Below are 21,068 nucleotides of genomic sequence, written 5' to 3'. Positions count from 1 at the left end.
GTGGAAACGCGCAGTGGAAACGCGCAGTGGAAACGCGCAGTGGAAACGCGCAGTGGAAACGCGCAGTGGAAACGCGCAGTGGAAACGCGCAGTGGAAACGCGCAGTGGGTAGCGTAACCGGGAGGTCGTCGTCATGCTTGGATCATGTCCAGGAGACTGCTCGCCCCGCTTGTCGCCAAGCTGATTGCCCCGCTGATCGCCGTCGCGCTCCTCGCCGGATGCGCGAGCACGCCTCCGGCCGCCGAGGTTGCGCCAGTCGAGGTCGCACCATCCGACTCATCGCCAGTCGATCTCGTCAACCTCTGGAGGGTGACCGACGCCGACGGCGAGTCCGCAGAAACCTGGCTGCGGCTCGATGTAGGCGAGTTCCAGCTCTGGCGCGACTGCGGCATGATCATGGGATCGTGGCGCGCCTCCAACGGCCTCATGCTCGCTTCCGCGTTTGGCTCCTCCGGAACCTGCGCTACCGAGACCCTGCCTGTGGTCGGATGGCTCGAGTCAGTCGAACTCTTCGTGAAGACCGCTGACGGCTTCATGCTGGTGGATGCCGCTGGCTCACCCGTGGCGTCACTCACGATCGACGGCGCTCCTGACCCCATCCCGGATGCGGCAGACTTCTACGCCGAACCTCCCAAGGTCACCGATGACACCCGCGCGTATTTCGCCGCGGCCGATCCACTTCCCTCTTCGCTCACCGTCGCCTCCCACGAGGGGCAGTGGGCGGCCGAGGGCACGGATGTCTCCACCGGCGCCGGGGTCGAGTTCGCCGCCGATGGCACGTGGACCGGTTCTGATGGATGCAACGGCGGATCTGGGCGTTGGGCCGCTGACGCGAGTGGCGGATTCCTCGCAACCTCCGGCGTATCCACTCTCATGGCGTGCGAAGGTGCGTCCGTGCCCAGCTGGGTGGCCCAGGCCCAACTCGCGGGATTCGATGGCGACGTCCTGGTGCTGCTCGACCGTGACGGCGCCGAGCTCGGACGGCTGGTGAAAGGCTGAGCACGAGGTCGGTTCACAACCCTGTCAGACTGGTGACTAACCCCGAGGAGAACATCCGTGACGTACGCCTTCATCCGCCATGGCCAGACAGACTGGAACCGCGATCTGCTGTTCCAGGGCTCGAGTGATATCCCGCTGAATGATCTCGGCAGGCAGCAGGCCGCGGAGGCCGCGACCATCCTGGCCGGCGGCGACTGGACGGCGATCGTGTCGTCCGGGCTGCAGCGCGCGCGCGAAACCGCTCGGATCATCGCCGCCGAGCTCGGGATCGAGCTCGGGCCGGCCTATCCGGAGCTCGCCGAGCGCGACTACCGTTCGCTCGAGGGCACCTCGACAGAAGAGGCGCTGCAGCGCTGGCCCGACCGCCAGTACCCGGACGCAGAGAGCGTCGTCTCTGTCGTGGAGCGTGGTCGCGCGGGGCTCGCCCGCATCGCCGCAGATTACCCCGGCGAGAACGTCGTGATCGTCTGCCACGGCACGATCATCCGGTACACGCTCGCGGCCCTGGCCGGGCGACCGCTCGACGCTATTCACAACGGATCGATTTCGACCTTCAGGCTCGACGGCGACGAGTGGGATGTGCTCACCGTCAACGGGCAACCACTCGATTCCACCGCCGATCGCAACTAGCTCGCTGCGGCCGCGATCCGCTGGCCGACGACCGCGCTGATGCCGTCGGCGCGCATGCTCACGCCGTACAGGGCGTCTGCGATCTCCATCGTGCGCTTCTGGTGCGTGATGACGATGAGCTGGGATGTCTCGCGCAGGTCCTGGAAGATGGTGAGCAGCCGCCCGAGGTTGGCATCGTCGAGCGCCGCCTCGACCTCGTCCATGATGTAGAACGGGCTGGGGCGCGCCTTGAAGATCGCGATCAACAGCGCAACGGCCGCCAGGGATCGCTCGCCACCACTGAGCAGCGAGAGCCGTTCGATTTTCTTGCCTGCAGGCTTCACGCTGACCTCGATACCCGTGGTGAGCAGGTTCTCAGGGTCGGTCAGGTGGATGCTGCCCGTGCCTCCCGGGAACAGCACGGGGAAGACTTCGTTGAACGCCGCGCGAGTGTCGTCAAAGGCTGCGCCGAAGACATCCTGCATCTTCTCATCGATCTCCTCGATGATCGTGAGCAGGTCTTTGCGGGTGTTCGTGAGGTCGGTCAGCTGCTCCGTGAGGAACCTGTGTCGCTGCTCGAGCGCCTCGAATTCCTCCAGCGCGAGCGGATTGACCCGACCGAGCTGTGCAAGCTTGCGCTCGGCTGCGGCCAGCCGCGCCTTCTGTTCAGTGCGTACGAAGCGCCGGATGTTGTCGGCCGGGTTCCGAAATGACGGAGAACTGGGCGATTGCTCGCGAGCAGCATCCTGGATATCAGCCTGAGCCCTCGGGGAGTCCGTCATTTCGGAAGGAACGGGAACCTCGGGGCCGTACTCGGCCACGAGCACATCTTCGACCAGGCCGAGCTCGTTCCCCGAACGTTCGAGCAATGTGGAGAGGTGCAGCTTCTTCTCGTAGATCTGCATCTCGAGCCCGTGCACGTTCTCACTGACCGTGAACAGTCGCTGCCGCAGCGCGCCCTCTTCGCGGCGCAACTGCGCGAGCTCCTCGTTCTGGGCCGACCGCTCGGATTCCCTGGCTGCGAGTTGCACTCTCGCCTCAGACACCGAACGGTCTGCTGCGTCGAGCACGGCGGGAAGCGCCGCGATCACATCGGTCGCCGCAGAAACCTGTCGCTGCCGGATGATCGTCAATCGCGCCTGCTCTTCGGCTGCTGCGCGCTCGGCGATGAGCCGGGCGGCGAGAGCCTCAGCCCTGGCCCGCTCGGCCCTGACCCGCTCGCGAATCGTTTCCAATTGGATGCGCAGCTCCAGTTCGGCGCTGCGAGCCGCCTCCACCTCGTCGAGCACGCCCTCGCGCGCCGAGACGTCGAGCATGGGTCGCGGGGTCGAGGCGTAGTCATCGTGTGTCACGGTCGCGCGCTCCACGGCGGATTCGGCATCCTGAACCTTCTCGGCGGTGAGGTCAAGACCGTGCGACAGCCGGTCCCACTCGGCCTGAGCCGCGTCGAGCTGGATGCGGTACCGGGCAAGCTGTTCAGCTTGGGCGGCGAGTGCGGCGTCGTAATCCCGCAGAGCGGAAAGAGAGGTCGATGCTTCGACCTTCGAGGTCTCGAGCGCACCGCGACGCTCGGCCAGGGCGAACTTCGAGCGTTCGATCTGCGTGCTGACGACAGCAAGTTTGGTGGCCGCGGCATCACGCTCGGCGACGAGTTCGAGCCGCGAGCGTTTCGCACCGGACCCGCCGCGTAACACGAACCTCGTGAAGACGTCTCCCGAGCGCGTGACGACTGTTGCATCATCGATGTCGGCGAAGGCCGCTCGGGCGGTGTCCAGGTCATCTGCGATGTACACGTCGGCCAGCAGACCGAGCACTCCATTCGGGGCGGTCACGACGTCGATAGCGGCCCGCACACCCGGCAGGTTTCGCGAAGCGGCTGTCACTGCGGTCGCGGCGAGGACGACCTCGACGCGGCCGAAATCTTTCGCCGCAGAAACCTCCAGCGCCGAGAAGGCATTGTCCGCGTCATCCGCCAGCACCGCATCCGCGAGTGAGCCGAGGGCGGCCGCGATAGCAGCCTCGAAGCCCGGTTCGATCTTCACATGCTCGGCGACAAGCCCGCGGATGCCGGGGAGCTTCGCGCCGACGAGGGCACTGGAGCCGTCTTTCTGGTCGACCGCAAGCGATAGTGCCGAGCTTCGCGCGGCGAGCGCATCGCGTTCACGTTCAGCGGCGTGCAGTTGGTCGCGCAGAGTCTCGATGTCGACCTGCACCAGCGCCACCAGCGCCTCGGCGGCCTCATACGCGGCATCGAGCGAGCCGTCGCCCTCGTCGGCGGTTGCGGCCGTCGCTTCGAGCGCAACGAACTGGGTGCGTGAGGTGTCCCGACGCTGCTCGGCCTGCTCCATCGCGTTCTGCTGGCGCAGCAACTCGCCCCGGGCTGCGGCGAGTGTGGAACGGGTCACATCGACGCGGGACGCGAGACCGGCGAGTTCGAGCTCGTGACGAGAGACGAGCGCGCTCTGGGCCGAGATCTCGTCGTCCAGCGAATCCAGTGACGCTTTTGCCGTAGCGGACGCCGCAGCGGCGATGCCCACGGCCACCTCCGCGTCGGCGACCCCCGCCGCCAGCCGCTTCGCCTCATCCTGCGCCTCGGTGACGGAGGCCTGGCTCACGGAGTTGCCGAGAGACGGCCCCTCACCCTGTTGACCGAGTAGCGCGAGCCGCTGGTTCGCGAGCGTATAGAGGTTGCGCAGTCGCTCCTGAGCAGACTCCAGCCCGAACGCGGTGCGGCGCGCGAGGTCGACCGCGTCACCGACCTGCGCGTGCTCCAGCCTGCCCTCGCGCAGCTTCGCCTGGTCGAGCTGCTCCTGCAGCACGATCCGCTCTGTCTTTCGTTCGGACTCGCTGCGACTGAAGCCGGTGATCGCGGCCCGGAGCTCGACCACCTCGTCCGCGAGAAGTCGCGCCCTGGCATCCCGCACGATCGACGCGATGGATACCGCCTCCTTCGCGATCTCGGCCTGCTGGCCCAGCGGCTTCAGTTGGCGCCTGATTTCCCCGGCGAGGTCAGATAGTCGCAGCAGGTTCGCCTGCATCGCATCGAGCTTGCGGATCGTCTTCTCTTTACGGCGACGGTGCTTCAGGATGCCGGCGGCCTCCTCGATGAACCCGCGCCGCTCCTCCGGTGTCGCGCGGAGGACGGCATCCAGCTGGCCCTGCCCGACGATGACGTGCATCTCGCGGCCGAGACCGCTGTCGCTCAGTAGCTCCTGAACGTCAAGAAGCCTGCACTGGTCACCGTTGATCGCGTACTCGCTGCCGCCGTTTCGGAACAGTGTTCGACTGATCGTGACCTCGGAATACTCGATCGGCAGGGCGCCGTCGGCATTGTCGATGGTGAGGATGACCTCTGCCCGCCCGAGCGGCCCTTTGGTCGCCGTTCCAGCGAAGATGACGTCTTCCATCTTGCCGCCGCGGAGGGTCTTGGCCCCCTGCTCCCCCATGACCCAGGCCAGGGCATCCACCACATTGGATTTGCCTGAACCGTTCGGACCGACGACACACGTGACACCCTGCTCGAAGGCGAAAGTCGTCGGCTGCGCGAAAGACTTGAACCCCTTCAGGGTCAGGCTTTTCAGGTACAAGTCGCCGCCCTTCAGTGGTCTCGGATGCTGCAACCACGGTACCGGAGCGCGGAGCCCAGACCGCGACACCGCCCTGAACGGGTTCACGCCGCATGGTGGCCCCAGCATGCCACCCCTACCGCGGGACCGGCTCCGGGAATCGCCGAGATCGCGAGCCCGATCTCCGATCACCGATCACCGTCGATCGCGCGGGCACCGATCCTGGTCGACTCCATCACGATCAGAAACTTGAGAGGTGGTGAACTCTTCTGGTCACGTAATCGTGCCGGGTGAGGATGCATTCAGCCAGCGCGTTGACCATACTCTTTGTTCATGAAGCTAAAACCCAGCGCCGCGATTGCTCTCGCTGTGGCAACTTTGTTCGCTCTCAACGCATGCGCGCTTGCGACAACCACAGAGCCCACCCGCCCGTCCAACGGGATGCCGACCACCACGGAGCCCACCGCAGGGCCGAGTGTTACGGCTACGACTCGTCTTGTCATCTCCGCAATTACCCTCGACGCTTTTGTTGGGGACACACTCGTCCACTCCTGGGCGCACCAACCTCATGACCCAGGGTCGGTTGTTGCCCTGACCGAGATCTTCGGAGGTGCACCTGCGATCGAAACCATCAATGAAAGCTTCGAAGGCGGCTTCGTCGCCCGAACGACGGCAACATGGACAGGGTTTCAGATCGCCTGGTATCCAGACGGCCCATTTACTGAGACGACGGTCAGCACCACGGTAGCGAAGGTGGGCGAGGTGGAGATTTCGAGCTTCGAGGGCAGCACCGTCGGTGACGACCTCCAGGCTCTAGCCCAGGAATACCCAGATTTTGCATTCAACGAATTCGGTGTCCTCGGAATAACTGTCGGGCGTTCTCCTTCGCCCAACCCGGACGTGCCATTCCCAGAGAATTGGGTCGCCGTGGAGGTCTCCGGAACGGCACCCTTCGACAAAGTCACCCGCATCATCGCCCCGGATCGGAATTATGGGATCTGAATGCCGTCGGCACCTGTGATGCGACTATGAGAATCACTCGTCGCCATTTTGTCTTTCTCATCGCGCTGACACTGCCGATGGTCGGTTGCGCGAGCACAACGCCAGCGTCGACCTCGACGTCCGTTCCGACTCCCCTCGTCGAGGCGGCCAGTCCGACCCCAGCCCCAGCCCCAACGGTCGCCCGGGTCTCGGTTCTTGCCGACGCGATCAGGGTCATAGATTCCACGGGCACGATAGTGGATACTGTCGACTACTTCACAGCCCCGGTTGAGGTACTGCGAGTGCTGACCGACGCGTTCGGTTTCGCACCCGACAGCGTGATCCCTGAAGAATGTGCCTGCGATGGCCGCTTCCGCCTCGAGCACAACTGGGACGGCTTCCTCCTCGGGGAAAGAAACACCTCCGGCGACAGCAATACGCCCGGGGAGCCTCCATACGCTCCCGTAACAACGGTCTGGGTGACTGCCCCGTCCGTTCGCGGAGTCATCGTCGACACAGTCGACCACGCCAGGGTCGGGGATGATGTATTGGCTCTCCCAGCGGATGATCCGGCTTTTGCAGAGCACTACAGCGTTCCTTATCAACCTGATCGGACTTATTTTCACATGGGGACCATCGCGCTCCCGGACGACCAAGCTCGTTTTGGAGCCAGCGGTTCGAATCTTTCGTATTCGGTTGTCGTCACGTCGACTGCGGGCGAAGGGGTGGTCTCCAGGATCATCGCGCCGGTCAGCAACGGATTCGGTCTATAGCCTCAACCCTCTTCGTGTGTCGACACAGTGCCGCGAGGTCGTATTTTGGACGGCTGCCGATCGGTGGCATCCACTACACAGCACCAGGGGAGCCACCGCCGTGACCACGTTCACCATCGACGAGGTGACGATCCCCAGCGGTATTGCTGATCCCGGAGCCGTCGACTTCATCGAGGCTATCGACCTCGGCAATGCCGTCAACGCCCTCGGCTACGGCACGACGGACATCAACTACGAACCCGCTGAGGAGTTGCCGCACTTTCTCAACCCCCACGAACCGATGACGCTACTCGTGGCCAGGGTCGACGGTCGCATGGCCGGTCGCGGTATCTATGAAACCCAGACCGGTGAGGATGCGGATTCGGCGTGGCTGGCCGCACAGGTGCTGCCCGAGTTTCGCGGGCTCGGCATCGGCACCGCCCTCGCGGAGGCCGTCGAAACGATGGCGGCATCCGCGGGCAAGTCGAAAGCGCTCGTCTACACGCCGATTCCACCGATGAGCGGCGAGCAGCTGACACCGCCCACCGGATTCGGGTCTGTCGTTCGCGACCACGCAGCTACCCGCTTTCTGCTGCGACGCGGCTACCGGCTCGAACAGGTGGAACGGGCGAGCAGGCTCGGGCTGCCCGTCGACGGTCTCGCGACGCGCCTGGCTGACGCCGAGCAGTCCAGTGGCGTCGACTACGTTCTGCGCTACTGGGAGGGGCGCACTCCGGAACGCTGGCTCGAAGGCTTCGCCCACCTTGCCACTCGGATGAGCACGGATGCCCCCTCCGCGGGTCTCGAGGAGCCCGAGGATGTCTGGACCGTCGAGCGCGTGATCGAGTTCGACGATCGCAACGCCCGCCTCAACCCCCGACGACGAGTGGTCGCCGCCGACGAGCACCTGCGTAGCGGCAGCCTGGTCGGATTCACGGTGTTGTCGGTTCCGCAACAGCTCGTCCGCGCAGTGGACCAGTACGCCACGCTCGTGCTGCGTGAGCACCGCGGGCACCGGCTCGGCATGTTGCTGAAGGTCGCGAACCTGGAGCACCTCGAACGAGTCGCGCCGGGGCATCCATCGGTCATCACCTTCAACGCTGAGGAGAACCGCCACATGCTCGATGTCAATGAAGCGGTCGGCTTCGTGCCGATCGCCAGCGAGAGTGCCTGGCGAAAGGATCTGGTCTGATCTGCACGAGGTGTCGACCTGCCGCAGGGTGTCGACCAGCCGTGCGGCTGGTCGAGGTTCGGAAGACGACGGACGTCTCGAACGTGCCCCCGGGGGCAAAATTATCCGCGGCGCTGGGCCGGGGTGCGACAGCGGTGCCGAAGGGTCGTTAGGGTTATCGGGTGGTCATTGATGGAAAAGCGAGTCTCTCGATCAAGAGCCTCACGCACACAGCAGCAGCGGTGACCGCAGTGCTCGGGCTCGAGCCCACGGCGACCGCCGAACTGGGTGACCCTGTGGGTCGGGTTCGCACCGGGTCCGACGGCAAGCCGTCCATGCGCGAACGCACCCACTCGATCTGGGTTCTGGATTCGCCCGAGATGCTCTCGGCGGAGGAATCCGATTTCTCCAGCGTGCATGGGCTCATCGAGACGCTGCAGCCCAAACGCACAGCGCTCGACAAGCTGCGCGAGCACTACTTCATCGAGATCGCCTGGAACGGCTACTCCGACCGGATGCAGGCCGGATTTCTCATCCCCGCAGACCTGCTCGCCGCAATGGGCGCGCTCGGCATCGACTTTCACGGCCAAGTGTTCTTCAAGCAGACCGGCAGCGGCGACGAGAGCTAACGCACCCGCTGGCAGAAGCCGCAGAAGTGCGACCCACGGTTCATGAATGATTCGCGGATGATGGGCCTCCCGCATCGCGGGCACGGCTTGCCCTGCTGCCCGTAGGCGTTGAGCGAGTGGGCGAAGTAGCCTGACTGGCCATTGACGTTCAGGTATTGCGCATCGAAACTGGTGCCACCTTCCGCCAGCGCCCTGCGAAGAACCAGCCGAACCTCGGCGAGCAGGAGCTTCGCCCTGGGGCGACTGAGGGTCGCCGTCGGCTGGTCGTAGTGCACCCTCGCGGCCCACAGAGACTCGTCGGCATAGATGTTACCGATGCCGCTGATGACGGTCTGGTCGAGCAAAGCACGCTTGATCGTCGTGTTCTTTCGCGCCAGTCGCGCCAGGAACAGGGAGTCGTCGAATCGCTCATCCAGCGGGTCCCGGGCGATGTGCACGACCTTCGACGGCACCGTGTCACCGCCGTCCACGGAGGGCACGAGAGTGTCGATCGCCATGGAGCCAAAGATGCGCTGGTCGACGAAGTTGAGCCGCAGCGGCCCGTGCACGGGATGCTGCAGGTCGATGCGAATTCTCGTGCGCAGGTCATCCGTCGCCGTGTCACGAAGCAGCACTTGGCCGCTCATGCCGAGGTGGGTCACGACCGCCTCTGTTGGAAATTCAGGGAGCGACGTGGGGGCGGAACTCTCCTGCCCCGGCGCCTTGGACGCTGGCCCCGCGACTTCCTGAATTTCCGAAAGGGGAAGGGGCGCGAGCGGGATCCACATGAACTTGCCCCGGCGCTGCGGCGCGAGCAGCGTGCGGCCGACCAGGCGATCGATGAAGTCTTCGGCAGGGCCGTCATGACGGCGCAGTGAACGCCCGTCGAAGACGGTGACGGATGCCACGCGCGCACCGGTCACGGCCGGCTCGAGCCCGGCACGCACAACCTCGACTTCGGGCAGCTCGGGCACGGTCAGGCGACGGGTGTCTGCAGCAGCGTCCACGCCTGCAGCGCTGCCGCCATCTCGGCCTGCTTCTTGCTCGAGCCGTGACCCTCCGCGACCGCTTCAGTGCCGAGCAGCACGGTCGCGTGAAAGCGCTTGGAGTGATCCGGGCCACTATCAGCGACCTCGTACTTCGGGAGCCCACGGCCCTGCCTGGCTGCCAGCTCCTGGAGACTGGTCTTCGGGTCCATCGATGCACCGAAACGGTTCGGATTCTCGAGCAGCGGGCGAATAAGCCTCAGCACGAGAGCAGTTGCTGTCTCACCGCCGAGGTCGAGGTACGTGGCGCCGATGAGCGCCTCGACCGTGTCGGCCAGAATCGACGACTTGTCGCGGCCACCCGTCAACTCTTCGCCACGACCAAGACGGATATACGCACCAAGCCCGATCGAGCGTGCCACTTCGGCAAGCGCAACGCTCGACACCAGGCTGGCCCGTCGCTTGGCCAGTTCTCCCTCGTCGAGGGCCGGATTCTCGGTGTAGAGCATCACCGTGACGGCTTGGCCCAAAATCGAATCTCCGAGGAACTCGAGCCGCTCGTTGTGGGCGAGCCCGCCGTTCTCGTAGGCGAACGACCTGTGGATCAGCGCCAGTTCGAAGAGCGCGGGTACCACCACGAGGCCGAGTACCGACGATAGCTCGTCAGCGTTCGGCGTCATGGTTCAGCGTCACGATCTTCTCGTCGATGCTTCGCCCCTGAGGGCGAGCCATCAGCTCAAACGTCGGCGACCTTGCGGCCCTTGTATTCCATGTACAGGGGAGTGCCGGTCGAGTCCTCGACAACCTTCGCGCGGTGCGGAAGGCTGTAGACGGTCTTGCCGTTCTCGATGGTCTTGACGAGCGTGGGGGCGGTGGCCTTCCACTGGGCGCGGCGCATGCGGGTGCTTGCCCGCGACATTTTGCGCTTCGGTACAGCCATGGCTAACTCTTTTCTTCTGTGTCGAAATCGACAGGGTCTGTGGTGATGGTGTCGTTCAGGTTGTCGAGTCCAGCAAGAGCAGCCCATCGTGGATCGACGGGAGCTTCATGCTCATGACCCGGGTTGTCCAGAAGCCGCACCCCACACTCTGGGCACAGGCCGAGGCAATCTTCCTGACAGACCGGTTGGAACGGTAGTGACAGCACCACCGCATCCCTGACTACCGGTTCCAGGTCGACGTGGTCGTCGTGAACCGTATAGTCAAAAGCTTCGTCAAAAGAATACGCGAAAAGCTCCTGGAATTCGACCCGAACCGGAAGCTGCACCTCGATGAGGCATCGGACGCACTCCCCGTCGGCCGTCGCGCGGATCTTTCCTGACACCAGGATGCCGTCGTGAAGCGACTCCAGTCGCACGTCGATATGCATCTGGGAACCGGTCGCCACCCCGATGACAGCATTGCCGAAGCCTTCCGGCACGACGACATCGAGATCCTTCTCGCGCATCTCGCCTGGGCGGTGCATGAGGTCGTAGACCGCAACCGTGTACGGGGACTGAATGAGATGTGACACGAGAGAAGATTCTACGCTTCTGGGCCGGATGGCGCTGCGCACCACCGAAAGGAGGTGCTCGTGCCCGCTACAGGTTCGCCTCGACCTCCGTGAAGGCCTCGTCGTAGATGGACAGCGCCTGGGCCACCTGGTCTGGCGTGACGATGCACGGTGGCACCACGTGGATGCGGTTATCTGCAGAGAACGGCAGGAGCCCGCGGGCGAGCATCGCCTTCTTGAGCTGCAGGATGACCCCGCCGGAGACGGCCTGGCGGGATTCCCGGTCGTCCACGAGGTCGAGTGCCCAGAACACGCCGAGCCCCCTCACGTTGCCGATCATCTCATGCTTCTCGGCGAGCTCGGCCAGGCCCGGTCCCAGGTGATCCGTGCCGATGGTGCGGGCATTCTCGACGACGCCCTCGGCATCCATCGCATCGATCGATCCGACGATGGAGGCCATCGCGAGCGGGTGGCCGGAGTAGGTGAGCCCACCCGGGAACACCTGCGTCTCGAATTCGTTCGCGATCGATTCAGAGATGAGCACGCCACCGGCGGGCACGTAGCCCGAGTTGACGCCCTTCGCGAAGGCGACGAGGTCTGGCACGACATCGAAGCCCTGCCAGGCGAACCACTGGCCCGTCCGGCCGAAGCCGCACATGACCTCATCGAGGATGAGCAGGATGCCGTACCTGTCACACAGCGCGCGCACACCGGGAAGGTAGCCGGGCGGCGGCACGAGCACGCCAGCAGTGCCGGGCACGGTCTCGAGCAGGATGGCAGCGATAGTGGACGCGCCCTCCGAGACAATCACGCGTTCGAGGTGCTGCAGCGCACGCTCGCACTCCTGCTCCTGCGACGTCGACCAGAACTCGGAGCGGTATTCGAAGGGGCCGAAGAAGTGGGCGTGCCCCCTGGCGAACTCGTTGGGCATGCGGCGCCAGTCGCCGGTGGCGACGATCGCGGCGCCCGTATTGCCGTGGTACGAGCGGTAGGTGGAGAGTATTTTGTCGCGGCCGGTCGTGATGCGAGCCATCCGGATGGCGTTCTCGATCGCGTCGGCCCCGCCGTTGGTGAAGAAGACCTTGCCGAAGTGGGCGTCGGCCTTCGCGACAATGCGCTGGGCTGCTTCGCCACGGGCAAGGTTGGCTGCTGCGGGGGCGACGGTCGCCAGGATGTCGGCCTGCGCCTTGATCGCGTCGATGATCGCCGGGTGCTGGTGGCCCATGTTGGTGTTGACGAGCTGGCTGGAAAAGTCGAGATAGGTGTTGCCGTCGAAGTCCCAGACCTCGGAGCCCCTGCCGCCCGCGATCACCATCGGGTTGAGGGCGCCCTGCGCAGACCACGAATGGAAGACGTGCGCGCGGTCGAGATCGTATGCTCGCGTGCCCTCAGGAGACGGCGTCGGCGCGGTCGGAACGGAGGCGGGGGTTTTATCGGTATCAACTGTCGTGGTCACCAGTACAGAGTATTACGTTGAAGCCCCGTCAGCACGGTTCTACTGAGTCCTGATCCCCTGCCCTCTGAGCAGTTTCGGAATCCGCTCGCGGAAGGGGAAGAAGCCGCGGCCAGCGTGCGGCCACGCCACCGAGTCCCACTGTCGTCGAGCTTCGATCAGGGACACGCCCGCCGACGCGAGTTCCGCCGACATCCCGTCGACGCGCTCGCGTACGGGCCCGACCGGGGCGAACGGGATGACGATCGTGGTCACACCGCTCTCGCGGGCCCAGGCGAGCACAGCCGAGGCGTCGCTTTCGAGTAGCGGCGCCGAATCCACTCCGAAGTGGGCTGAGGCCCGGGCAAGGCCGTCACTGACAGCGGTGGAGGTGAAAGCGGCGACGGAGTCTGAGCAGCCGAGCGGCGAACGATCAGCCGCCCGGTGCCAGCCCGCGATTGCATGCACGATTGCGTTACCTAACGGCAGGCTCTCGGCGTGCAGATCTTCCTCGTGCAGCAGGAGGCCTACCCGGCCCTGGGGCAGACCGGGAGCGGCCTCCAGCTCCCGGGCCGGAGGAAGCGCCGGTTCTGCCAACGCTGGTGCGAAGCTTGCGAGCCCTGTTGGGGAGAATCGCCCATCCGTGTAGCGCTGGATGTTGTCGGGCCGTGCGAGATACGTCTTGCCCGCAGTCTGCAGGCCGGCGACCCAGCGCCACGAGAGGGTATTGGATGCTGCATCGCCATCCAGTAGCTGACGGTAGAACAGGTCAGCACCGAGCTGCCACGGCAGGCCGAGCGTGAAGATCCAGATGCTCGCGAACCACATGCGGGTGTGATTGTGCAGGTAGCCGAACTCGGCCAGCTCGGTGACCCAGGCGTCGAAACACTCGATTCCCGTGCGGGCCTCGCAGGCGCGGGCATAATCATTCGACCACTCGGCCGTACCGATGTCGGGAACCAGCGTCTCGACCTCTCGCCGGTAGCGCCGCCAGGCCTCGGGTCGAAGCTCCAGCCACCCTTTCCAGTAGGTGCGCCAGAACACCTCCTGCACGAACTTTTCGGCCGCAGCGAGACTGTGCCGCTGGAGCACGGCTTCGACCACTTCGCTCTCGGTCAGCAGCCGGTGCCGCAGGTAGGGCGACAACGCCGATACGTTGCTGCGATCCTCCGGTCCACGGTCGTGATTGCGGTCCAGCGTGTAGGCGCGACCCGCCCGCGGAACGAACTCCGCCAGGGCTGCCAGCGCTGCGCCCCGAGTGGGATTGAACTGCTCTATCATCCTTCGATAATACGGGCGCAGAATGACATTATTTCCCTCGAATGGTTGCCAGCGGTTCATGCCACAGGGGCATGCAGAAGGGCGAGCGACCCGAAAGTCGCCCGCCCCGCTGGTAGGGATGAGTGCTACTGGCCACCCTCGGTGAGCACGACGTCGATCGGCGTGTATTCGCCGCCTACTGTCATGCCCTCAGCCGCGAGTTCTTCCAGTGCCTTCTTGATGTACTCGTTCGAATATGCCGAGTCCGCGGGCTCGCCGCTAATCAGGTTGATGCCGTCCTGGTTGACTGCCGCGAGTGCGCCAGCGACGGTTTTGTCCCACGCTGCCTGGTCGACGAGACCGAAGTCACCGCCGGCCCAGATGAGCTTGTTGACCTCGTTCATCTGCCAGGTCTGGTGGACTGGACCGACGGGGAACGCGGCCTCGGCGTTGACCGCGGCGTCGTACGTGATCGATGCGGCCTCCTCGGGGTTGTCCCTGGCGAAGATCCAGCCCTTGGTGACCGCCTTGAGGAACCTCACGGCCGCATCGGCGTAGGCGGGGTCGTCGAGCCTGGCGGTGTCGGCCCAGATCGCATCCTGGAGCATCGCGCCCTCGGTGTCTTCATACGAGACGACGTCGAAGTCCCCGGGCTGGTACAGCTTGCCTGTGGCCGGGTTGACGACCTCGAGAATCTGCGCCCACTCGTTGTAGGTCATGGCCTGGGCAGCGTCGACGTCACCATCGAGCAGCGCATTCATCGAGAAGTCCTGCGTGGTGATCGAAACGGACGACGCGTCGAGGCCATCGGCAGCCATCGCCGCGAAAATCTCCCATTCGTTACCGAAGCCCCATGACCCGATGCGCTTCCCCTCGAAGTCAGCGACGTCAGCGACGCCGTCGCCCTTGAAGGAGACCTGCAGGGTGCCGGATTTCTGGAAGACCTGCGCGATATCGGTGAGTTCCGCGCCGGTTGCTTCGAGGGTGCCGAGCACCTTCGGAACCCAGGCCACGGCGAAGTCGACGTCGCCGGCCACAAGCGCATCCTGCGGGACTATGTCGCCGCCCGACGGGATGATGTCGACGTTGTCGAAACCCTCGTCCTCGAAGTAGCCCTTATCGAGAGCCACGTAGTAGCCCGCGAACTGCGCCTGCGGCAGCCACTGCAACTGGAGGCTGATGTCGGTGATCGGCTCGAAATCGCCCGAAGCCGATCCGGTGTCTTCCGCCGGAGCGGAGCACGCGCTGAGCGCGAGTGACGAGATGGCGACGACTGATGCCACGGTGAGCAGGCGCCTGGTGCTGTGTCTCATGCTGTTCCCTTTCGTGATGGATGATGCGTAACTGTGCTGTGATGCGGGTGCCGGTCAGACCGGCTTTCGCCTCGACACGAGCCACTCGAGCAGCGACGTGACGAGGAAGAACACGAGCCCGATGGCGATGCCACCGGCGACATAGGCGAACGCGAGGGAGGCTCGGCCGGACTTCGCGTACGTGGCGATCGCCGTACCGATACCGTCGGCCGGGCCTCCGAAATATTCGGCGACGAGGGCGGCGATCACCGCGATCGAGCTCGCGATGCGAAGTCCGCTCATCAGGTACGGGAGCGCGGTCGGCAGCGTCAGCACCCTGAAGGTCTGCAGCCCGGTCGCCGCCGACGATCGCAAGACGTCGCGATGCACGGGCCTCGTCTGTCGAAGCCCTCGCAGCACGTTCACGAAAACCGGGACGAACGCCGCGATCGCCGCGACGGACTGGCGCCCGAACTGGCTCGATGCGCCGAACATCGTGTTGAGGATCGGGGTGAGCGCCACGATCGGCACGACGGCGATCGCCGCGACCAACGGGGCGAGCATGCCGTCGACGGGGCGGGAGGTCGCGGCGAGGGCCGCGAGCACGATGGCCACGATCGCGCCAGCCACCAGCCCGATGAGTGCGTTGGAGGCCGTGATGCCCATGTCTTCGACGATGATTCCGGATCGCAACACGAATTCGTTGGTGATCGCGATCGGGCTTGGCAGCGCGCGTGGGGCAGCCTTCACCACGTCGACGGCGACGATCCAGATGACGAGGATAACCACGCCGACGGTGATCGGCGCGACGACTCGCACCCACACCGGTGGAGTGCGCACGGCGTTGCTCGTGGTGGTCATCGTTCGTTCGCCCGTTCGACGGGAATGCCGTGCAGTGCCTCGCGCACCGCCGTGACCCGTTCGAAGTACTCCGGCGACTCCCTGAGCGCTTCATCCCGGATGTCATCGAGCCCGGTGCTGAGGATCTCGGTGATGCGGCCCGGTCGCGGGCTCATCACGACCACACGATCGGAGAGAAACACCGCCTCGGGAATCGAGTGCGTCACGAAGACGACAGCGGCTCCTGTTTCTGCGGCGATGCGCGTGAGCTCGCCCTGCAGGTATTCGCGCGTCATCTCGTCGAGCGCCCCGAACGGTTCATCCATGAGCAGCAGCCGCGGTTGCTCGGCAAGCGCCCGCGCGATGGCGACACGCTGTTGCATACCACCGGAGAGCTGGTCGGGATACCGGTCGACGAACTCGGTGAGCCCCACGAGCTCGGCGAGCTCGGCGACCCTGGCCGCCCTGGCTGGCTTCGCCATGCCGTGCAGCTCCAGCGGCAGCGCGATATTGCCCGCCACCGTTCGCCACGGGAGCAACCCCGCCTGCTGGAACGCGATGCCGTAGTCCTGGTCGACACGAGCCTGGCTTGCGGGCTTGCCGAAGATCTCGAGCGTTCCCGTCGACGCCGGATCGAGGTCGGCGATCAGACGCAGCAGCGTGGACTTCCCGCAGCCCGACGGCCCGATGAGGGAGACGAATTCGCCAGCCTCGACCGTGAGCTCGACCTCGGTCAGAGCGACGACGTCACCATCTTTCGTGGGAAAAGTCTTCCCCACTCCCCGTGCATTGACTGCGAGCTCGATCATGATGTTGCTTCTCCCCTGCGGTAGTTCCTGAGGCCGAAGCCGATGAGTGCGACGGTTCCGGCCGCGACGAGTCCGAGCGCGATCGAGCCGAACGTGGGGCCCCATGGGGCGGCTGGATCACTTGAGCCCTGGCCGGCAAGCTGGATGAGCATCCTGCCGATCCCTCCACGCATCCCGATGGAGACCTCGGCGACGACCGCACCGACCACGGCACTGGCCGCGGCGAGTCGCAGCGCTGGCAGCAGGTGCGGCACGGCCGCCGGCAGACGAAGGCTCAACAGCGTCTGCCAGTACCCGGCCGCGTAGGTACGCATCAGGTCGAGGTGGATGCGGTCCGGCGCCTCGAGGCCGCGCAGCACACCGACCGCGACCGGGAAGAACGCCAGATACGATGCGATGATCGCCACGGAGAGCCATTGTGGCCACGGGATGGATCCAGCGCGATCGACCTGGCTGCCGATGCTCGCAAGGATAGGCGCAAAGGCGATGAGCGGCACCGTCTGACTCACGACGATCCAGGGCAGCAGGCCCCATTCCGCGAGGCGCCAGCGCTGCATCACGAGGCCGAGCAGGAGGCCAACCGTTACTCCGATGAGCCATCCGACGGCCACGATTCCGAGTGTGGTGAGACAGGCCGTGACCACGGGGACTATGAGCGGTGGGGTGTCTCCGCCACTCGTCGATTGGAACAGCCGCGCCACCATGTCCCAGATGTGAGGCATGGCCCGGTCGTTGGTGCGGGGAAGCAGCATGACGCCGGAGCCCGTCTTGCCGGCAATCGCCCCGACGACGAATCCTTCTGCCGGCCCAAGCGCCTTGTAAAGCTCCCACAGCGCCATGACGGCCAACACGCCGAGCGCTCCCCACGCGATGCCTGCCCGCTGTCGCGTCATGCTTTAGCGACGATGTGCTCGCGCAGCGCCGGCATCACGATCTCGCCATACTGGCGCATCGTCTCTTCTTTGTTGTCGTGCTGCAGGTAACCGGCGAACTGGTCGACCCCGAGCTCCTTGAGTGCCGTGAGCTTCTCGATGTGCTGTTCGGCCGTGCCCAGCACGCAGAACCTGTCAACGATCTCGTCCGGCACGAAGTCGGCATGGCTGTTTCCGGCAAGCCCGTGCTGGTTGTAGTCGTAGCCCTCGCGCGCCCTGATGTAGTCGGTGAGTGCGCTGGGCACGCTCGATCCTTCGCCGTACTTCGCCACGATGTCGGCGACGTGGTTTCCGACCATCCCGCCGAACCATCGCGTCTGGTTTCGCATGTGCTCGATGTTGTCGCCGATGTACATGGGCGCCGCCACGCAGAATTTGATCGACATCGGATCGCGACCCGCTTTTTCCGCGGCATCCCGCACCGTCTTGATCATCCATTCCGCGATGTCCAGATCGGCCAGTTGCAGGATGAACCCATCCCCGACCTCGCCGGTGAGCTTCAGCGCCAGCGGTCCGTAGGCGGCCACCCACACTTCGACCTCGGAGCCGCGCGACCACGGAAACTGCAGTTCGGCGCCGTTGTATTCGACTGAGCGGCTGTTCGCCAGCTCGCGGATCACGTGAATCGACTCGCGCAACGTCTTCAACGTCGTTGGAGCCCCGTTGGTGACGCGCACCGCCGAGTCGCCGCGCCCGATCCCGATGACCGTGCGGTTGCCGTACATCTCGTTCAGGGTCGCGAATACCGAGGCCGTCACTGTCCAGTCACGGGTCGCCGGGTTGGTCACCATCGGCCCGACGATCACGCGGTTGGTCTCGGCGAGTATCGCGCTGTAGATCACATAGGGCTCCTGCCACAGCAGGTGCGAGTCGAACGTCCACACGTATTCGAAGCCGTGCTGCTCCGCGAGTTTCGCGAGGTGGACCGTGCGTGATGCTGGTGGATTGGTTTGGAGAACTGCTCCGAATTCCATGGTGCCGCTTTCTGTTGAACCAGGTACCGCTTAGATCAGGTACTGCGAGAGTGAACGCTTGACGAACCGGCCATCGCCTTTGGCGCCCAGGTACTGGTTGTCGTCGACGATGACCTTGCCGCGCGAGAGCACGGTGTCGACGTGACCGTCGATCTCGAAACCTTCCCATGCCGAGTGGTCCATGTTCATGTGGTGGGTTTTTTCCAAGCCGATCGAGGTGTGACCGTTCGGGTCGTAGATGACGATGTCGGCGTCGGCTCCCGGCTGGATGACGCCCTTCTTCCCGTACAGACCGAACATCCTGGCTGGCGTGGTCGCGGTGATCTCGACCCAGCGCTCGAGCGAGATCTGCCCGTCGACGACGCCCTGGTAGAGCAGGTCCATCCGATGCTCTACCGAGCCGATCCCGTTCGGAATCTTTCGGAAATCGCCGAGCCCCAGCTCTTTCTGGTCTTTCATGCAAAACGGGCAGTGGTCGGTCGAGACCATCTGGATGTCGTTGGTGCGCAGCGACTGCCACATTGCGTGCTGGTGGCCTTCCTCCCTCGACCGCAGCGGGGTGGAGCACACCCACTTCGCGCCCTCGAACCCCGGGGCGCCGAGCTGCTCCTCGAGCGAGAGGTACAGGTATTGCGGGCAGGTCTCCCCGAAGACGTTCTGGCCGTTGTCACGGGCCCAGGCCAGCTGCTGGACGGCCTGCTTCGCGCTGACGTGGACCACGTAGAGCGGCGCCCCCGTCAGGTGCGAGAGCATGATCGCGCGATGCGTCGCCTCCTCCTCCATCTGCCAGGCGCGGGCGACCCCGTGGTAGAACGGCGAGGTGTTGCCCTTGTCGATCAACTGCTGGGCGAGCACGTCGATAACCGGCCCATTCTCGGCGTGCATCATCGTCATCATGCCGGTGTCGGCCGACACCTGCATCGCCCTGAGGATTTGCGCGTCATCCGACATGAACACGCCCGGATACGCCATGAACAGTTTGAAACTGGAGATCCCCTCATCGGGAAGCGTGCGCATAGCGGCGAGCGAGTCGTCGTTGACGTCACCGATGATCTGGTGGAACGCGTAGTCGATCGCGCAGTTGCCGGCGGCCTTCTGGTGCCAGGAGGCGAGGCCATCCAGCACCCGCTGGCCGTAGGTCTGAACCGCGAAGTCGATGATGGTCGTCGTGCCACCCCATGCGGCAGCCCGTGTGCCGGTCTCGAAGGTGTCTGACGCAGCGGTGCCACCGAACGGCAGCTCCATGTGGGTGTGAGCGTCGACCCCACCGGGGATCACGTATTTGCCGGCGGCGTCGATCACGACGTCGACGTTGCCCGCCACGTCGAAGCCGAGCAGGCTCGACCCGGGTGCCAGCACGGCGGCGATGGTATCGCCGTCGATGAGCACATCGGCACGCGATCGACCGGTCGAGGTGACGACCGTTCCATTGGTGATGAGCGTCTTCATTGATTGCTCCTCGTGACTACGGTTTCGGGATGCTCGTGTAGGAGTCGGGACGACGGTCGCGGTAGAACTGCCAGTCGTCTCGCATCTGCTGCACCATGTCCATGTCGAGGTCGCGGATGATGATCTCCTCATCCGTGCCTGAGCCGCGCTCGCCGACGAAATTGCCGCGCGGGTCGATCACCTGGCTGGTGCCGTAGAAGTCCACGGCAAGGTCACCGTATTCGTTGTCTTCACGTCCGACGCGGTTGGGCTGCAGCACGAAATATCCGTTGGCGACAGCGGCGCATGGGCCCTCCACCTCCCACAGCCGGTTCGAGAGACCCGGCTTGGTGGCGTTGGGGTTGAACACCATGTGCGCTCCGTTCAGCCCCAGCTCGCGCCATCCTTCGGGGAAATGACGGTCGTAGCAGATGTAGAGGCCGATTTTGCCGACCGAAGTGTCGAAGACGGGGTAGCCCATGTTGCCCGGGCGGAAATAGAACTTCTCCCAGAACCTGTCGAGGTGCGGGATGTGGTGCTTGCGGTATTTGCCGAGGATCGTCCCATCCGATTCGACGATGACAGCGGTGTTGTAGTACACCCCGGTGATGTCTTCCTCGTAGATCGGCAGGATCATCACGATGCCGAGTTCTCTGGCGAGCGCGGCGAAGCGCCGCACGATCGGGCCGTCAGCCTGCTCTGCGTAGCGGTAGTACTTCTTGTCTTCGGTGATTCCGAAATACGGGCCGTAGAACAGCTCCTGGAAACAGATCACCTGGGCGCCGGCGGCGGCGGCATCCCGGGCGAACTGCTCGTGCTTGGCGAGCATTGATTCTTTATCGCCCGTCCAGGTGGTCTGAGTGATAGCGGCGCGTACAACAGTCATGGATGGAACCTCCGGGATCTGACCCTCATCATCGAGGGCGAACGTTTCCCCA

The 21,068-nt window shown here is 64.8% G+C and carries 20 protein-coding genes; 6 read left to right on the top strand and 14 right to left on the bottom strand.

The genetic code is table 11. The features are described from left to right. The first annotated feature begins 144 nt into the window (after nucleotides 1-144). Nucleotides 145-999 carry an META domain-containing protein gene (locus IEW81_RS10360; protein ID WP_097061403.1) on the top strand — a complete coding sequence of 285 codons (855 nt, stop codon included), beginning with the start codon at nucleotides 145-147 and terminating at the stop codon, nucleotides 997-999. A 57-nt stretch (nucleotides 1,000-1,056) separates the two neighbouring features. Further along, complete coding sequence (locus tag IEW81_RS10355; protein ID WP_097061404.1) at nucleotides 1,057-1,629, top strand: histidine phosphatase family protein; 573 nt, start codon at nucleotides 1,057-1,059, stop codon at nucleotides 1,627-1,629. On the opposite strand, the gene smc is transcribed toward IEW81_RS10355, so the two are convergent. Continuing rightward, on the bottom strand, nucleotides 1,626-5,195 hold the full coding sequence (gene smc / locus IEW81_RS10350) for a chromosome segregation protein SMC (protein WP_097061405.1): 3,570 nt from the start codon (nucleotides 5,193-5,195) through the stop codon (nucleotides 1,626-1,628). The two genes, IEW81_RS10355 and smc, sit on opposite strands and share 4 nt — an antisense overlap. 312 nt (nucleotides 5,196-5,507) lie before the next feature. Here smc and IEW81_RS10345 point away from each other — a divergent pair, with 312 nt between their 5' ends. From IEW81_RS10345 to IEW81_RS10330, 4 genes are all read left to right on the top strand, one after another. Next, complete coding sequence (locus IEW81_RS10345; RefSeq protein WP_143544715.1) at nucleotides 5,508-6,176, top strand: hypothetical protein; 669 nt, start codon at nucleotides 5,508-5,510, stop codon at nucleotides 6,174-6,176. Nucleotides 6,177-6,202: 26 nt separating this feature from the next. After that, the gene (locus tag IEW81_RS10340; protein WP_179691885.1) at nucleotides 6,203-6,928 is read left to right on the top strand and encodes a hypothetical protein; all 726 of its coding nucleotides are present in this window, start codon (nucleotides 6,203-6,205) and stop codon (nucleotides 6,926-6,928) included. A 100-nt stretch (nucleotides 6,929-7,028) separates the two neighbouring features. Beyond that, a complete protein-coding gene (locus tag IEW81_RS10335) occupies nucleotides 7,029-8,099 on the top strand; it encodes a GNAT family N-acetyltransferase (RefSeq protein WP_179691886.1) in 1,071 nt (356 codons plus the stop codon). A 161-nt stretch (nucleotides 8,100-8,260) separates the two neighbouring features. After that, a complete protein-coding gene (locus IEW81_RS10330; RefSeq protein WP_097061408.1) occupies nucleotides 8,261-8,707 on the top strand; it encodes a DUF4279 domain-containing protein in 447 nt (148 codons plus the stop codon). Here the strand turns inward: IEW81_RS10330 and mutM are convergent. The 13 genes from mutM to IEW81_RS10265 form a co-directional block, all read right to left on the bottom strand. Next, entirely contained in the window at nucleotides 8,704-9,660 is a 957-nt protein-coding gene (gene mutM, locus IEW81_RS10325) for a bifunctional DNA-formamidopyrimidine glycosylase/DNA-(apurinic or apyrimidinic site) lyase (RefSeq protein ID WP_097061500.1), read from the bottom strand. The two genes, IEW81_RS10330 and mutM, sit on opposite strands and share 4 nt — an antisense overlap. Nucleotides 9,661-9,662: 2 nt before the next feature. Further along, nucleotides 9,663-10,352 carry a ribonuclease III gene (gene rnc / locus IEW81_RS10320; protein WP_097061409.1) on the bottom strand — a complete coding sequence of 230 codons (690 nt, stop codon included), beginning with the start codon at nucleotides 10,350-10,352 and terminating at the stop codon, nucleotides 9,663-9,665. Between the two features lie 56 nt (nucleotides 10,353-10,408). After that, a complete protein-coding gene (rpmF, locus tag IEW81_RS10315) occupies nucleotides 10,409-10,612 on the bottom strand; it encodes a 50S ribosomal protein L32 (protein WP_097061410.1) in 204 nt (67 codons plus the stop codon). Between the two features lie 2 nt (nucleotides 10,613-10,614). Continuing rightward, nucleotides 10,615-11,184, bottom strand: coding sequence for a YceD family protein (locus IEW81_RS10310; protein ID WP_229671357.1), 570 nt, complete (start codon nucleotides 11,182-11,184; stop codon nucleotides 10,615-10,617). A gap of 67 nt (nucleotides 11,185-11,251) precedes the next feature. Next, entirely contained in the window at nucleotides 11,252-12,619 is a 1,368-nt protein-coding gene (locus IEW81_RS10305) for an aspartate aminotransferase family protein (protein ID WP_097061411.1), read from the bottom strand. A 39-nt stretch (nucleotides 12,620-12,658) separates the two neighbouring features. Continuing rightward, a complete protein-coding gene (locus tag IEW81_RS10300) occupies nucleotides 12,659-13,876 on the bottom strand; it encodes an FAD-binding domain-containing protein (RefSeq protein ID WP_097061412.1) in 1,218 nt (405 codons plus the stop codon). Between the two features lie 125 nt (nucleotides 13,877-14,001). After that, nucleotides 14,002-15,168: an ABC transporter substrate-binding protein gene (locus IEW81_RS10295; RefSeq protein WP_097061413.1), complete on the bottom strand. Its 1,167-nt coding sequence runs from the start codon at nucleotides 15,166-15,168 to the stop codon at nucleotides 14,002-14,004. A gap of 54 nt (nucleotides 15,169-15,222) precedes the next feature. Then, a complete protein-coding gene (locus IEW81_RS10290; protein WP_097061414.1) occupies nucleotides 15,223-16,008 on the bottom strand; it encodes an ABC transporter permease in 786 nt (261 codons plus the stop codon). Next, nucleotides 16,005-16,796: an ABC transporter ATP-binding protein gene (locus tag IEW81_RS10285; protein WP_097061415.1), complete on the bottom strand. Its 792-nt coding sequence runs from the start codon at nucleotides 16,794-16,796 to the stop codon at nucleotides 16,005-16,007. Before IEW81_RS10285 ends, IEW81_RS10290 begins: the two co-directional genes overlap by 4 nt. Next, nucleotides 16,793-17,689 (bottom strand): ABC transporter permease, encoded by an 897-nt coding sequence (locus IEW81_RS10280; RefSeq protein WP_229671356.1) that lies wholly within the window; start codon nucleotides 17,687-17,689, stop codon nucleotides 16,793-16,795. Before IEW81_RS10280 ends, IEW81_RS10285 begins: the two co-directional genes overlap by 4 nt. Continuing rightward, a complete protein-coding gene (locus IEW81_RS10275) occupies nucleotides 17,686-18,702 on the bottom strand; it encodes a TIGR03842 family LLM class F420-dependent oxidoreductase (RefSeq protein WP_097061416.1) in 1,017 nt (338 codons plus the stop codon). Before IEW81_RS10275 ends, IEW81_RS10280 begins: the two co-directional genes overlap by 4 nt. A 30-nt stretch (nucleotides 18,703-18,732) precedes the next feature. Beyond that, nucleotides 18,733-20,151 carry a dihydropyrimidinase gene (hydA, locus tag IEW81_RS10270; RefSeq protein WP_097061417.1) on the bottom strand — a complete coding sequence of 473 codons (1,419 nt, stop codon included), beginning with the start codon at nucleotides 20,149-20,151 and terminating at the stop codon, nucleotides 18,733-18,735. Nucleotides 20,152-20,167: 16 nt separating this feature from the next. Then, nucleotides 20,168-21,016: a nitrilase-related carbon-nitrogen hydrolase gene (locus IEW81_RS10265; RefSeq protein WP_097061503.1), complete on the bottom strand. Its 849-nt coding sequence runs from the start codon at nucleotides 21,014-21,016 to the stop codon at nucleotides 20,168-20,170. Nucleotides 21,017-21,068 lie beyond the last annotated feature (52 nt).

Origin of the sequence: Salinibacterium xinjiangense (assembly GCF_014645015.1) — a bacterium.
GTDB lineage: Bacteria > Actinomycetota > Actinomycetes > Actinomycetales > Microbacteriaceae > Rhodoglobus > Rhodoglobus xinjiangensis.
The sequence above is the reverse complement of the archived record's forward strand: the minus strand, read 5'-3'. Positions and strand labels throughout refer to the sequence as shown.

What these genes read in the sequence shown, in the direction of transcription:
- hydA (WP_097061417.1), bottom strand. Translation starts at nt 20,151, where the DNA reads ATGAAGACGCTCATCACCAATGGAACGGTCGTCACCTCGACCGGTCGA.
- IEW81_RS10295 (WP_097061413.1), bottom strand. Translation starts at nt 15,168, where the DNA reads ATGAGACACAGCACCAGGCGCCTGCTCACCGTGGCATCAGTCGTCGCC.
- IEW81_RS10285 (WP_097061415.1), bottom strand. Translation starts at nt 16,796, where the DNA reads ATGATCGAGCTCGCAGTCAATGCACGGGGAGTGGGGAAGACTTTTCCC.
- rpmF (WP_097061410.1), bottom strand. Translation starts at nt 10,612, where the DNA reads ATGGCTGTACCGAAGCGCAAAATGTCGCGGGCAAGCACCCGCATGCGC.
- IEW81_RS10340 (WP_179691885.1), top strand. Translation starts at nt 6,203, where the DNA reads ATGAGAATCACTCGTCGCCATTTTGTCTTTCTCATCGCGCTGACACTG.
- IEW81_RS10360 (WP_097061403.1), top strand. Translation starts at nt 145, where the DNA reads ATGTCCAGGAGACTGCTCGCCCCGCTTGTCGCCAAGCTGATTGCCCCG.
- IEW81_RS10265 (WP_097061503.1), bottom strand. Translation starts at nt 21,016, where the DNA reads ATGACTGTTGTACGCGCCGCTATCACTCAGACCACCTGGACGGGCGAT.
- IEW81_RS10300 (WP_097061412.1), bottom strand. Translation starts at nt 13,876, where the DNA reads ATGATAGAGCAGTTCAATCCCACTCGGGGCGCAGCGCTGGCAGCCCTG.
- IEW81_RS10280 (WP_229671356.1), bottom strand. Translation starts at nt 17,689, where the DNA reads ATGACGCGACAGCGGGCAGGCATCGCGTGGGGAGCGCTCGGCGTGTTG.
- IEW81_RS10290 (WP_097061414.1), bottom strand. Translation starts at nt 16,008, where the DNA reads ATGACCACCACGAGCAACGCCGTGCGCACTCCACCGGTGTGGGTGCGA.
- rnc (WP_097061409.1), bottom strand. Translation starts at nt 10,352, where the DNA reads ATGACGCCGAACGCTGACGAGCTATCGTCGGTACTCGGCCTCGTGGTG.
- IEW81_RS10275 (WP_097061416.1), bottom strand. Translation starts at nt 18,702, where the DNA reads ATGGAATTCGGAGCAGTTCTCCAAACCAATCCACCAGCATCACGCACG.
- IEW81_RS10345 (WP_143544715.1), top strand. Translation starts at nt 5,508, where the DNA reads ATGAAGCTAAAACCCAGCGCCGCGATTGCTCTCGCTGTGGCAACTTTG.